The following is a 12,134-nucleotide window of genomic DNA, read 5'->3' on the forward strand; positions in this document are numbered from 1 at the left end:
CCATCATCATCAACACCCATCCAGTCTGGTGTTGCACCCACGATGCGGCCCCGCCATGGGAATCGCGAGCTCACCTGGGTTTCCTGTCACTCACCCTGGCGTGCACGCCAGGGTGAGTGGGGGAGAACCGAGGTGAGTGCGGACTCGTCGCCGACGCACGAGCGCGACGCCTGGGGTCGGCTACGGTGCAGGCCGGGACGCGTCCGAAGGAGAGTTCGATGGTGAGGTTCGAGGAGCTCGACTGGGCCGAGACGCCGTGGGGCCTGATCGTGCTGCGGCGACGGTTCGACCTCGCCACCCAGCGCGACGTGCACGAGGTCAAGCTGGGCGACGACTACCTCATGTCGAGCCAGTTCACCGTCAGCGAGCGGGCGCTCGCGACCCTGGGGCTCGACGCCGCCGACGGCGAGGAGCTGCGCGTCCTGGTCGGCGGGCTCGGGCTCGGCTACACCGCCTTCGAGGCGCTGCGCGACGACCGCGTCACCGAGCTGGTCGTCGTGGACGCGCTGGCCCCGGTGATCTCCTGGCACCGCGACGAGCTGTTCGACGACACCCGAGGTCTCGCCGCGGACCCGCGCACCAGGCTCGTGCAGGACGACTTCTTCGACCTCGCGCGTGCCGAACGGCTCGAGCGTCCGGTCGACGTGCTGCTCGTCGACATCGACCACGCACCCGACCGCGTGCTGCGCACCGACCACGGCGACTTCTACACCGTCGAGGGACAGCAGGCGGCCGCGCGCATGCTCACGCCGGGCGGGGTGTTCGCGCTCTGGTCCGACGAGCCGCCGGACACCGAGTTCGTCGCCGTGATGCGCGCGGCGTTCGCCGAGGCCGAGGCGCACGTCGTCACCTTCGACAACCCACTGACCGGTGGGACGTCGACCGCGACGATCTACGTGGCCCGGCGCGACGTCGGCTGAGCGCCGCGACCGGTCAGTCGGGCGTCGCCTCGTGGTGCCGCCGGCCGTGGGTGCGCCGGTCCTCCTTCATCTCGGCCTCGAAGAGGTGCGGCTTGCCCTCGGCGAGGTCGTCGCGGGCGGCGCGCTCGAGGTCGCGGAAGGTGGCGTAGTAGCCCTCGTCGTACTCCTCCACGAGCTGGAAGGTCCACCGGCCCTCGACCACGTTGCGCCCGACGAGCTCACTCTCGATCCGGTCGGCCAGCTCGGCGTGCCCGGCCTCGCGCAGCAGGTCGGCCGCCTCGCCGGCCTGCAGGTCCGCATGTCCGGACAGGCGGTGGAAGGCGTACAACGAGCCTCGGGCCTCCTCGACGGCCTCGAGTGCCTCGCTCAGCTTCCCGAGCGCCTCGACCGTGGCGTCGGTGACGCCGTCGGGTCGACGGTGGCGATCGGCGGGACGGTCCTGCTGCTCGGCGGTCATGGCTCCACCGTCGCACCATCGGACGCACGCGGCATCCGCTGCGGGGACCGGCAGACCTGCGGACCTTGGCGGGGTCGGCGAGACTCGAGGCATGAGGCTTCTCGGACTGGGACTGGCGGCCGTGCTCGTGGCGGGCTGCTCCAGCGACACCGACCGCGCCGGCGACGCGGAGGCTGCGCCGGGCTCGTCGCCGGCGTCGAGCGCGAGCGGCAACCCGCCGTTCGAGGTGGAGGAGATCGACTCCTTCGACGCCCCATGGGCCATGACGTTCCTGCCCGGCAGCGGTGACCTGCTCGTGACCGAGCGCACCGGCACCCTGAACCTGCGCGACGCCGAGACCGGCGACCGCGTCGAGGTCGACGGCGTGCCCGACGTCGCCGTGGCGGGCCAGGGCGGTCTCGGCGACGTGGTGGCCGGCCCGACGTTCGAGGACGACCAGCAGGTGTTCCTCAGCTGGGTGGAGGCGGGCTCCGGCGGCAGTGGCGCCGTCGTCGGCCGCGCGACGCTCGAGACGTCCGGTGACGAGGCAACGCTGGCCGACCTCGAGGTCATCTGGCGCCAGACGCCGAAGGTCTCGGGCAACGGCCACTTCTCGCACCGCATCGCCGTGGACCCTGACGGCGAGCACCTGTTCATCTCCTCCGGCGACCGGCAGAAGAAGACGCCGGCACAGGACACGTCCAACACGCTGGGCACCATCGTCCGGCTCACGCTCGACGGCGAGCCGGCCGAGGGCAACCCGCTGGCCGACGAGGGCGGTGCCTCGGCCGAGATCTGGAGCTACGGGCACCGCAACCCGCTGGGCCTGGAGTTCGCTCCGGACGGCACCCTCTGGTCCAGCGAGATGGGCCCTGAGGGCGGCGACGAGCTGAACGTGATCGAGAAGGGCGTCAACTACGGCTGGCCCGAGGCGTCGAACGGCAGCGACTACGGCGGAGGCGAGATCCCTGACCACGCCGACGGCGACGGGTTCGAGGCACCGAAGGCCGGCTGGACGCCGTCGATCTCCCCGGGCAGCCTGATGATCTACACCGGCGACCTGTTCCCGGAGTGGACGGGCGACGCGTTCCTTGGCGCGCTGTCCGGCGAGGCCCTCGTGCGGGTCGACGTCGACGGCACCACCGCGGGCGACGACGAGACGCTCTGGGACGGCGAGCGCGTCCGCGCCGTGGAGCAGGCCCCCGACGGCTCCATCTGGATCCTGGAGGACGAGGGCTCCGGCCGCCTGCTCCGCCTCGCCCCCGCCTGACGGGGGTGGGTGATTCCCAGGTCGACCTGGGAATCTCCGACCGGGTCTGACGCGGGTGGGCCTTGCTGCGCTGCTGCGCCGCTCGGTCGGGCTTTGACATGCTGCTGCGACGCTGTGGCCGACCTTCCATCAGCTGCTGCGACGCTTCGGCCGTCCTTCCACGTGCTGCTGCGTCGCTGTGAGTCCGAGTGGGTGTGGTCTCCGAAAGGCCTCGACCGGAGCGGTGGGTCTCGTCCTGATGGGGTCTGCCGGGCTCGGCCACGCTTCTCCATGTGTCCGCGATCCACGCACGATTCTTCCTTCGCGTAGACCGTGCCTCGCGAAGGGAGAATCGTGGCGACGACTTGGGCTCCGCAGGGGCAGGGATTCTCCCTTCTCGTGGAACGGTCCGCGTCAAGGGAGAATCCCTGCCCACCCGCCGCGTACCGAAGCCCCGCTGGACGCAGGATTCTGCCTTCGCGTGCAGAGACCCGAACGATGCTGCGTTGACGACGGGATCCGACCACGAACGCAGCATCCTTCGACCCCTCACGCACGAACGCAGAATCTTGCGTCACCCCCGGCCACGCTCCGAGAACCCGATCGATCCCGGACCCGTCCGCCGGTCGAGGCCCTTTCGGAGAGCAGGTCGACGACGAGCCACAGCAACGCAGCCGCAGGAGGAGACCCACCCGCGGGAGCGCAGCAGCGAGCGACGACTCAGCCGAGCGACGCAGCAGCAGTCGCGAACCCACCGACGCTCAGCGCACGGGGTGTCCCGCCTCGGCCAGCAGCTCGAGCGAGCGGTCCCAGAGAGCCCGGGCCGCGTCGGGATCGAGGGCGTACGCTCGGACGCCGTGCACGCCGTCGACGATCTGGTCGACGACCTCGGCCTCGTGGCAGTCCTCGAAGTATCGACCACCCGAGCCGACCACCTCGGGATGGACGGCCAGCAGCACCGACGTCGCCGCTCCCTGCTCGGGAGTCTTCACGATGCCCGAACCGGCCGTCTGTCTCTTGAGGTCCTCCAGGTGCGAGGGGTCCCAGTGCTTCTGCAGACCTGTCCAGATGCCGCCGGGCATGAGGGCGTCCGCGGTGATCCCCGCGTCGGCCCACCGGCGGGTCAGCTCGACGGCGAACAGCACGTTGGCCGTCTTCGACTGGCCGTAGGCGAGTCCAGGGTCGTAGGCGCGCCGCTCGAACATCAGGTCGTCGAGCACGACGGGGGAGGACCCGTGGCCGCTGGAGGAGACGACGACCACCCGGGCCGCGTCGGCGGCGGCGAGCGCGTCGTGCAGGCCGAGCGTGAGCGCGACGTGGCCGAGGTGGTTGGTCGCGAGCTGGAGCTCCCAGCCGTGCTTCGTCGTGCGGTGCGGGGTGTCCATGACGCCCGCGTTGTTCACGAGCACGTCGAGCGGACCCTCCCACGACGCGACGAACGCGTCGACGGAGTCGAGATCGGTGAGGTCGAGCTGCGCCCCCCGGACCTGGGTGTTGCCGGTCGTGCCGGCGACGTCGGCGGCGGCGCGCTCGGCGGCCGCCGAGTCGCGGGTCGCGATCGTCACGGACGCACCGGCCGAGGCGAGCGCACGCGCCGTCTCGATGCCGATGCCGGACGCCCCACCGGTCACCACGACGGTGCGTCCGGTGAGGTCGATCCCGTCGACGACCTCGAGGGCCGTGCTGTGGGCGCCGAGGTCGGCGAGTGGAGTGGTCATCGGTGGACTCCCTTGCGCCAGGCGCTGTACGAGGTGAGACGTTGCGAGGTCGGTCGCTCCAGCCACCGCCACGGGTGCACCGCGGCGAGGTCGAGGTGCGCCGCCCGGTTCGTGAACCACGGCACCGGGGCGAAGGTGGCGGCGAGAGGTCGCCCGGCCAGCTCCTCGCCGAGGTCGCCGAGCCGCACCTCGACGTCGCGACGTGACGCGAGGTCGGCCAGGCACTCGGCGAGGAACACGAGCCGCTTGCCGGACAGGCGCAGCTCGCGCAGCTTCGGCTGGTCGAAGACGTAGACCACCGGGAGGTCGGGGTGGGCCACGAGGGCGGGGTCGGCGTCGCCGAGCGACTCAGGCGTGAGCCAGACGGCCTCCGGCGTCGCCTCGAGAACCGGTGATTCCGGACCCGGGCCGGGTGCGCCGGCGGTGTGCCCGACGCGGACCGGGGCGTGCTCGACGTCGGGCCCAGGTGTGGCGTCGGGCCACCCCTGGATGGGGCAGGCGTCGCGCAGGGCGCACCCCCGGCACAGCTCGGGTGCGCGCTTCTCCACCTGCCAGCGGCTGAAGCCGTAGGGCTTGCCGGTGCCCGCACCGACGGTCCACTGCCAGCCGAGCCGGTTGGCGGCGCGCGACCCGTCGAGCAGGTGTCGGTAGAAGTGGTCCTCGCCCGCCCGCCAGTCGCGTCCGTGCCGGACGGTCCAGTGGGAGGCGAACCACATGCGTGTCTGGTTCACGAGCCAGCCGTCGGTCTCCAGCGACGTCGTCACCCAGTCGATGCAGGCCATCTGCTCGTCCCAGTCGGGGTCGACGTCGGGGTGCGGCGGCTCCCGGCGCAGGGGCTCGCGCATGGCGGGTCCGAGCCGGGCGTAGACGTGACGGGCGTACTCCTGCCAGAGCAGCTCGTCGCGGTACCGGCGGCGGTCCGCGGCGGGTGCGTCGGCCACGGCGTCCCACATCGTCGGCAGGTCCAGCAGGCCGTGGGTGACGTAGGGCGACATCCGACTGGCACCTCGCCGCGACTCCGGCAGGACCGTCGAGCGAGAGCGTGCGTACCCCGCGACGTCGAGGCAGGCAAGGGCCGCGTCGGCCGCGGTCTGCCCACCCCGGTGTCCGCCGGGGCGCACGCCGTCGGGCCCTTCGAGCGTCAGGCGGCCCAGGTGCTCGGCCACCCACGCCACCACCCCGTCGGTGTCGTCGACCGGCGGGAGCGGGGGTAGCGAGGGCACCCGACCAGCGTGCCACCGGGCGTGCCGCCCGACGACTCGAGACCGGGCGAATCGGGACGCTCTTCCCAGAGGCGCGCCCCGGCGGGCTGTCCTAACCTGGCCTGATGGCCGAACGCTTGAACGACCGCTACGAGCTGGGTGAGGTGTTGGGCTCCGGCGGCATGGGCCAGGTGTACCGCGCTCGCGACCTGCGGCTCGGTCGCGACGTGGCCGTGAAGGTGCTGCGAGGTGACCGCGTCGGCGACGACGCCGCTCGGGCGAGGTTCATGGCGGAGGCCCGGACATCGGGTCTGCTGAACCACCCCGGCATCGCGACCGTCCACGACGTCGGCGAGGACGACGCGAGCCCCGACGGTGACCCCTTCATCGTCATGCAGCTCGTCGACGGCGTCCCGTTGTCGGACGTGCTGCGGCGTCGCGGGGCGCTGGGCGTCGAGCCCGTCGAGCGGCTCCTCGGTGGGGTCGGTGACGCGCTCGCGGCCGCGCACGAGGCCGGGGTGGTGCACCGCGACGTCAAGCCCGCCAACATCGTGCTCTCCACCGACTCCCGGCCGGTGCTCGTGGACTTCGGCATTGCCCTGGGGGTGTCGCCGGAGCCGCTCACCGAGACCGGTGCCGTGCTCGGGACGGTCGAGTACATCAGCCCGGAGCAGGCTCGGGGACAGACCGCGACGGGCGCGTCCGACGTCTACTCGCTCGGTCTGGTCGCGTACCAGTGCCTGACCGGCACGTCGCCGTTCCGTCGCGAGACGTCGGTGGCCGCCGCGCTGGCCCAGGTGAGCGAGGAGCTTCCGGCGCTGCCCGCGTCGGTGCCGGAGGAGCTGGCGCGCCTGGTCGTGGCGATGACGGCCAAGGACCCGGCGCTGCGGCCGACGGCTGCACAGGTCCGCGACACCGTGGAGCGCAGCACCGGCGGCGCGACGTCGGTGATCCCGGCCCTGACCGACGCACCGACCGGTCCGATGACGGTCGCCTCCACCGGTCCGGCGACCGTCGTCTCGCCCGCACCGCTGGCGGCTGCCGGGGCGACGTCGGCGACGCCGGTGCCGACGCAGGACGACGAGCCGCGGCGCGGTGTCACCCGGACACGGGTGTTCGCGGGCGTGGCCGCGCTGGCCGTCGTCGCGCTGCTGCTCGGCATGGGCAGCGGCGTGTTCGGCGGCATGCTCGGCGGAGACGACCCCACCGTGCCCGACGTCGTCGGCCGGTCCGTCGACGACGCGACCGACGAGGTCGAGGACGCTGGCGCGCGAGTGCGCATCACGGAGGTCGATGCTCCGGACGCCGACAAGGGCGTCGTGGTCACGCAGAGTCCTCGAGCCGGCGAGCCGCTCGCCGACGGTGACGTGGTCACCCTCGAGGTCGCCTCGGGCTTCGTCACGGTGCCCGACGACCTGGTGGGCGAGCCGGTCGACGACGCCACCGATGCGCTCGAGAAGCTCGGCTTCGACGTGGAGACCACCCAGGTCGCGTCGACCGAGCCGGAGGGCACGGTGCTGGCACTCGACCGCACGGGTCGCCAGGAGGCGGGCGCGACTATCACGTTGTCGGTCTCGTCGGGTCCCGCCTCGGGCACGTCCGGCGGGGAGGACCCGGCCGAGCCCAGGGAGAAGAAGCCCGAGGAGCCGAAGGGCGAGAAGCAGAAGGAGCCCAAGGAGAAGAAGCCGGCGAAGCCGAAGGACGAGGAGCCGGCCGAGACCGTCGAGCCGAGCGAGGAGACCGCCGAGCAGGCGGACACGACGGCCGGTGGGAAGGGCAAGGGCAAGAGCGGGGACGCGGGCAGGCCCTGACCGGTCGGGACGCCGCGGTCGGCCCTCGTCGCTTGCGCAGCACCGGCTACCCGAGCAAGGGGTAGTCGGGCTCGCCGCTGGGTAGACGGCCGGTGGCGCGGAGCACCTCGTCCGCGTCGTCGGCCGGCAGAGGGCGTCCACGAAGCCTCGCGAGCACCTCGACGGTGTGCTGCAGGGCGTCGGCCGGCGGGGTGCCGTGTGCGTCGAGCAGGTGCACGGTGGCCTCGACGACCAGCGTGGAGCGGAAACTCTCGATCGTGAGGGCGTGGCCCTGGGTGCTCACGACCGCCACCGCCGGGTGGGACATCGCACGGACGGCTGCGGCCGACGTCTCGCGCCACTCCTCGACGAGCAGCTCGTCGGAGTAGGGCCCTGCCCCCGCGACGACGAAGCGGGCGTGCCCGGCTCCGCCGTCGCGTAGGTCCGGTCGGAACGGACGCCAGTAGGAGACGTGGTCGACGTCCGGTGCCGTGGTCGCCGGGGTGGCTGCGGCGACGAGCGCGCGGCGCGCGTCGAGGAGCTGGTGGAACAGCAGCTCCTTCACGGTCCAGGCGCTCGCCCGTGAGGGCCGACCGAGCCGCTCCGGCTCCAGGCCGTCGAGGTGGTCGGTCCAGGCGGCGTAGACGGACGCGAGCGCGGGTGCCATGCGTCCATCGTGCACCGGCCGAGGACGGTTGACATCCGGGCGCCCGCGGAGGTGGATGGAGGCATGACACAGCTGCCCCGCCTCGACCACGTCAACGTCACCGTCGCCGACCTCGACGCGACGATCGCCTTCTTCACCGGTCTCGGGCTGGAGCTGGACGCCCGGACGACGATCGAGGGTGAGTTCCTCGACACCGTCGTCGGGATGGAGGACGCGAGCACCGAGACCGTCTGGCTGCGGCCGCCAGGCGGCGGGGGAGCGCTTGAGGTCTCGCGCTACGACCGACCCGGCACGGTGGCCGCCGACGCTGCAGCGCCGAACGTCGTGGGCCTGAGGGCGGTGTGCCTGGAGATCACCGACCTCCGCGCCACCGTGGAGCGGCTCGTCTCCGAGGGTCACGAGCTCGTGGGCGAGGTCGGCGAGCACGAGGGCACGTGGCTCATGGCCTACGTGCGCGGGCCCGAGGGGATCATCGTGTCCCTGACCGAGCGCATCGGCTGACGCGTCAGCGGCAGGTCGGCTTCTTCGCCGTGGCGAACGCGTCGTCGAGGCGATCGGCGAGGTCGGGGTGGTCGCCCCGGAACGGGTCCAGGTAGCGGTCGTCGGCGAGACCGCTCCGGGCGAGGGCGACGTTGAGGGACCGACCTTCGCGGTCGAGGACCTCGGCCACGACGCGCCCGTAGTCGTCCTCGTCGTAGGCGTCGGCCGTGAACCCGCCGGCCAGGAAGTCCCGGGTGAAGGCCTCGGCCTCGTCGAAGCAGCGCTCGTCGGGCTCGGGGGTGTTCACCATGCCGAGCCGGTACTCGCGGCCGTCGGAGGCCTCGAAGGAGTCGCCGTCCTTCAGGTCGGTCACCGTGAGGCGCCCGGTCATCGTCGTAATCGCGGAAGCCGCGGTGTCGGAGTCGTCGGATCTCTCGTCCAGCTCCGAGACGGCAAACCACACCAGCGCGAGGATGCCGACCGCCCAGACCAGCCGACGGGCGCGGGACGGGGCGGAGCTCACCGGCCCAGCATGGCAGCGGTCGCATCCGCGGTGAGTGGAACGACACGAAGCGGCCCCGAGCGCGTGGCTCGGGACCGCTCCGTCAGGTGGTGCTGAACCGTCAGGCTGGTGCTACCGGACGGCGTCGAGCGCGTCGACCATGCCGTTGCCGGCGTAGCTGTTGTTCGCCGCCGACCCCTTGCACGGGGCGCCACCGGCACCGATCGCCTGCTCGGGCGCGCAGGGCCGCTGGTCGGCCTGCTTGGCCAGCTGCTTCAACATCTGCTTCGGACCCCACGTCGGGTGCTGCGACTTCATCAGCGCCGCCACGCCCGCGACGTGCGGCGACGCCATCGACGTGCCGCTCTTGAGGCCGTAGCCGTTGTCCTTCACGATCGTCGACAGGATCGACGAGCCGGGAGCGGCGACGTCGATGATGTTCAGACCGCGGTTGGAGAAGTACGACAGCTGCGTCTCGTTGGTCGCACCGATCCGCGCGTACGACGACACCGTGACGACGTCGGGCAGCTCGGTCGGGATGTCGAGGCACCCGTTGTTGATGGTGCGCTCGATCGGCGTGCTGTCGTTCGGGCTGGTGTCGTTGGTCGTGTTGTTCGTCAGGTCGGTGCCGGAGTTGCCGGCCGCCGCGACGTGCAGCGCGCCCTGCTTGGTCGACCACTTGACGGCACGACCGACGGCGTCGAGCACGGCGCCCTGGTCGGCCTGGTCCTTGCACCAGTACTCGAACGGGTCGATGTAGTAGCTGTTGTTGGTGACGTCCATGCCCTTGAGGCCGGCCCACATGAAGCCGCAGATGGCGTACTCGGGGTAGATGAACCCGTCGTCGTTCACGACCTTGACCGAGGCCATGCGCACGTTGGGCGCGACGCCGGTGATGCCGATGCCGTTGCGGTCGGCGCCGATGGTGCCGGCCACGTGGGTGCCGTGGTCGCTGGTGGTCGGCTGCCAGCCGGTGGCCGAGCGGTCGACGGTGCCGGCGTCGGTGCAGTTGACCGAGTTCTTGACGTCGATGTTGGCGGCCAGGTCGGGGTGGTCGGCGTCGATGCCGCTGTCGAGCACGCCGACCAGCACCTTCTTCGACCCGTCGGTGATCTCGTGCGCGTGGTCGGCCTTGATGTGCGCCATGTCCCACTGCTCGCCCTCACGCGGGTCGGGCTTCACGTACTCGTCTGCGGTGTTGGCGAACTCCTCCTTGACCACGCCCTGGCTCTTGCGCAGCGTGGTGGACTCGGTGCGCTCGCTGACCGGGACGGTGCGGGTGGCGCCCACGGACGCGACGCTCTTGCGACCGAGTCGGTAGACGTCGGCGCGGAAGTCGGCGTGGGTGGAGTGCGCCACGATCACGCCGATCTGCGGCCACTGCTGGATGACCGTGCCGCCGGCCTTCTTCACGATGGCGCGCGCGTCGGCGGTGCCGGTGGCGTTCGCCTTCTTGGCGTTGACCACGTAGCTGCTGACCTGGCCCTCGGGCGTGGCGATCGGCACGGGCGTGGACTTCGCGGTGGTGGCGGCGCCGGCGCTGGTGAGCGTGGTGGCGACGACCCCGAGGGCCAGAGTGACGGCCCCGATGGTGAGCCCGCGTCGGGCTCGAGACATACCTGTGTTCACGTGTTGTCCCCCCTAGGAACTGCCGGCGGCCGCGAGAACGCGACGCAGAGACCGACCCGTTCACCTCACCACACGGCGGGGACAGCGTCCAGGTTCAGCGGGGTTGCGATGTGGTTTCGACACGCACCGGTCTCGTGGTGCCGAGCGCGACGTGGGTCGGGTTCAGCGGCGACGCAGGCGCAGGTACGTGACCGCGTCGAGGCGTCCCTCGTCGACGAGCTCGAGGTCGAGGTCCGCGTCGTCGGGGAAGGCCCGGAGTCCGCCGCCCACGACCTTCGGCACGACGTAGAGGCGGAACTCCTCGACGAGTCCCGCGCGGATGGCGGGTGCGGCGGTGGTGGGGCCGAAGATCTCGACGTCGCCCGGTGCGTCGCGCACGACCTGCTCCAGCTCGTCGAGCTCGAGGTGCGGCACGAGGCGGGCACCCTTCGAGAGGTCGTCCTGCGACAGGGTGGACGACGCGACGATCTTCTCGGTCCCGGCCCACAGCCGGGCCCACTCGTGCTCGGCAGGGCCCCACGCGCCGGGCTCCGGCTCGGCGTCCCAGTACGCCATGAGCAGGTGGGTCTTGCGTCCGTGCACCTCGGTGGAGACCTGGGACAGCCGGTCGATGTGCGCGGCGAAGACGGCGTCACCCGGTCCGGCCCACTGGAAGTCGCCGTCGGCGTCGGCCACGTAGCCGTCGACGGACATGGTGGCGGTGAACGTCAGGGTGCCCATGGGGCAGCGTACGACGGCCCACGGTCGGCGGGCACGGGTCCGAGGCTCCCCGTCAGGGAGCGGTCGACGGCTCCGGCTCCGCGGCGGGGGTCGAGGCGGAGGGCGTGGGCGTCGGCTCGGGGTCGGGGTTGGTCCCGCACTCGGGGTAGGTGCCGGGCGGCTCGGCGCACGGCCAGAAGATGAGGGTGACGGTGACGCGCACCGTCTCGCCGGGTTCGACGGTGACCACCTTCGCCTGTGACCGATCGCCCTCGACCGGGTTCGTCTGGCCGTACCAGGCCGCCTCCCAGTCGTCGTCGTCCGAACCGGCGCTGATGACGTACCGGCCGGGGGCGACGCCCTTCAGGGTCCACGACGGACGGTCATTGCCCATGCCGCTGTCGTAGCGCCGGCCGGTGTCGACGTTCGTGGCAGCCACGCCGCTCTCGATCGGACGCTTCCCGGTGGACGTGGCGACGGTGACCACGATCGTGCCGGTCGACGCGCCGCCGGTGCTGGCCTGGCCCGCGCCGGAAGGGTCGTCGGAGGCCTCGGCGTCGTCGGTCGGGCTCGCAGACGCCGTGGGCGTGGTCGACGTGGTCGAGGTCGCTGTCGCCGTCGTGTTGGTCTTGTCCGACCCGCCCGACGTGAGTGCGAACGCCGTCCCGGTGCCGAGCACCAGCACGAGGACCGCGCCGACCACGGCGCCCACCCGGGCCCGTGTGCTCATCTGGTTCCACCAGGTCATCGGTCGTCCCCCTTGCGCGGACCGAGTCATCCGCAGCACCGAGTCCACCACTACCTGGGAAGAATGTCCAGGAAGTGTCGTGCGTCGCCTGCAG

General features: G+C 71.9%; 12 protein-coding genes. 4 read left to right on the forward strand and 8 right to left on the reverse strand.

All coding sequences use genetic code 11. The features are described 5' to 3' along the window. Positions 1 to 218 precede the first annotated feature (218 nt). Entirely contained in the window at positions 219 to 920 is a 702-nt protein-coding gene (locus NUV38_RS15185) for a spermidine synthase (RefSeq protein WP_257729929.1), read from the forward strand. Between the two features lie 13 nt (positions 921 to 933). On the opposite strand, the gene NUV38_RS15190 is transcribed toward NUV38_RS15185, so the two are convergent. Then, on the reverse strand, positions 934 to 1,377 hold the full coding sequence (locus NUV38_RS15190; RefSeq protein WP_257729930.1) for a hypothetical protein: 444 nt from the start codon (positions 1,375 to 1,377) through the stop codon (positions 934 to 936). 91 nt (positions 1,378 to 1,468) lie between these two features. On the opposite strand from NUV38_RS15190, the gene NUV38_RS15195 reads away from it, so the two are divergent. After that, a complete protein-coding gene (locus NUV38_RS15195) occupies positions 1,469 to 2,626 on the forward strand; it encodes a PQQ-dependent sugar dehydrogenase (RefSeq protein ID WP_257729931.1) in 1,158 nt (385 codons plus the stop codon). A gap of 740 nt (positions 2,627 to 3,366) precedes the next feature. Here the strand turns inward: NUV38_RS15195 and NUV38_RS15200 are convergent. Both NUV38_RS15200 and NUV38_RS15205 read right to left on the reverse strand, forming a co-directional pair. Continuing rightward, positions 3,367 to 4,323: an SDR family NAD(P)-dependent oxidoreductase gene (locus NUV38_RS15200; RefSeq protein WP_257729932.1), complete on the reverse strand. Its 957-nt coding sequence runs from the start codon at positions 4,321 to 4,323 to the stop codon at positions 3,367 to 3,369. Further along, the gene (locus NUV38_RS15205) at positions 4,320 to 5,546 is read right to left on the reverse strand and encodes an FAD-binding domain-containing protein (protein WP_257729933.1); all 1,227 of its coding nucleotides are present in this window, start codon (positions 5,544 to 5,546) and stop codon (positions 4,320 to 4,322) included. Before NUV38_RS15205 ends, NUV38_RS15200 begins: the two co-directional genes overlap by 4 nt. A gap of 104 nt (positions 5,547 to 5,650) precedes the next feature. On the opposite strand from NUV38_RS15205, the gene NUV38_RS15210 reads away from it, so the two are divergent. After that, positions 5,651 to 7,336: a protein kinase gene (locus tag NUV38_RS15210; RefSeq protein ID WP_257729934.1), complete on the forward strand. Its 1,686-nt coding sequence runs from the start codon at positions 5,651 to 5,653 to the stop codon at positions 7,334 to 7,336. A 46-nt stretch (positions 7,337 to 7,382) separates the two neighbouring features. Here the strand turns inward: NUV38_RS15210 and NUV38_RS15215 are convergent, their stop codons facing one another. Next, positions 7,383 to 7,982 (reverse strand): maleylpyruvate isomerase N-terminal domain-containing protein, encoded by a 600-nt coding sequence (locus NUV38_RS15215; RefSeq protein WP_257729935.1) that lies wholly within the window; start codon positions 7,980 to 7,982, stop codon positions 7,383 to 7,385. A gap of 63 nt (positions 7,983 to 8,045) precedes the next feature. Between NUV38_RS15215 and NUV38_RS15220 the strand changes: the two genes are divergently transcribed. Then, positions 8,046 to 8,483: a VOC family protein gene (locus NUV38_RS15220; RefSeq protein ID WP_257729936.1), complete on the forward strand. Its 438-nt coding sequence runs from the start codon at positions 8,046 to 8,048 to the stop codon at positions 8,481 to 8,483. Between the two features lie 4 nt (positions 8,484 to 8,487). Here NUV38_RS15220 and NUV38_RS15225 read toward each other — a convergent pair whose 3' ends face one another. The 4 genes from NUV38_RS15225 to NUV38_RS15240 all read right to left on the reverse strand — a co-directional run bounded on the left by NUV38_RS15225 (position 8,488) and on the right by NUV38_RS15240 (position 12,040). Continuing rightward, positions 8,488 to 8,985, reverse strand: coding sequence for a thermonuclease family protein (locus NUV38_RS15225; protein ID WP_257729937.1), 498 nt, complete (start codon positions 8,983 to 8,985; stop codon positions 8,488 to 8,490). A gap of 111 nt (positions 8,986 to 9,096) precedes the next feature. Further along, positions 9,097 to 10,581 (reverse strand): S8 family serine peptidase, encoded by a 1,485-nt coding sequence (locus NUV38_RS15230; protein ID WP_257729938.1) that lies wholly within the window; start codon positions 10,579 to 10,581, stop codon positions 9,097 to 9,099. A gap of 174 nt (positions 10,582 to 10,755) precedes the next feature. After that, a complete protein-coding gene (locus NUV38_RS15235) occupies positions 10,756 to 11,313 on the reverse strand; it encodes a dihydrofolate reductase family protein (protein WP_257729939.1) in 558 nt (185 codons plus the stop codon). Positions 11,314 to 11,365: 52 nt separating this feature from the next. After that, complete coding sequence (locus NUV38_RS15240; protein ID WP_257729940.1) at positions 11,366 to 12,040, reverse strand: hypothetical protein; 675 nt, start codon at positions 12,038 to 12,040, stop codon at positions 11,366 to 11,368. Positions 12,041 to 12,134: the final 94 nt, after the last annotated feature.

The organism is Aeromicrobium sp. 50.2.37, from assembly GCF_024655735.1.
In the GTDB taxonomy this organism is placed as follows: Bacteria; Actinomycetota; Actinomycetes; order Propionibacteriales; family Nocardioidaceae; genus Aeromicrobium.

Coding starts and splice junctions, on each gene's coding strand:
- NUV38_RS15220 (WP_257729936.1), top strand. CDS start 8,046: ATGACACAGCTGCCCCGCCTCGACCACGTCAACGTCACCGTCGCCGAC.
- NUV38_RS15240 (WP_257729940.1), bottom strand. CDS start 12,040: ATGACCTGGTGGAACCAGATGAGCACACGGGCCCGGGTGGGCGCCGTG.
- NUV38_RS15195 (WP_257729931.1), top strand. CDS start 1,469: ATGAGGCTTCTCGGACTGGGACTGGCGGCCGTGCTCGTGGCGGGCTGC.
- NUV38_RS15210 (WP_257729934.1), top strand. CDS start 5,651: ATGGCCGAACGCTTGAACGACCGCTACGAGCTGGGTGAGGTGTTGGGC.
- NUV38_RS15215 (WP_257729935.1), bottom strand. CDS start 7,982: ATGGCACCCGCGCTCGCGTCCGTCTACGCCGCCTGGACCGACCACCTC.
- NUV38_RS15200 (WP_257729932.1), bottom strand. CDS start 4,323: ATGACCACTCCACTCGCCGACCTCGGCGCCCACAGCACGGCCCTCGAG.
- NUV38_RS15190 (WP_257729930.1), bottom strand. CDS start 1,377: ATGACCGCCGAGCAGCAGGACCGTCCCGCCGATCGCCACCGTCGACCC.
- NUV38_RS15230 (WP_257729938.1), bottom strand. CDS start 10,581: ATGTCTCGAGCCCGACGCGGGCTCACCATCGGGGCCGTCACTCTGGCC.
- NUV38_RS15185 (WP_257729929.1), top strand. CDS start 219: ATGGTGAGGTTCGAGGAGCTCGACTGGGCCGAGACGCCGTGGGGCCTG.
- NUV38_RS15235 (WP_257729939.1), bottom strand. CDS start 11,313: ATGGGCACCCTGACGTTCACCGCCACCATGTCCGTCGACGGCTACGTG.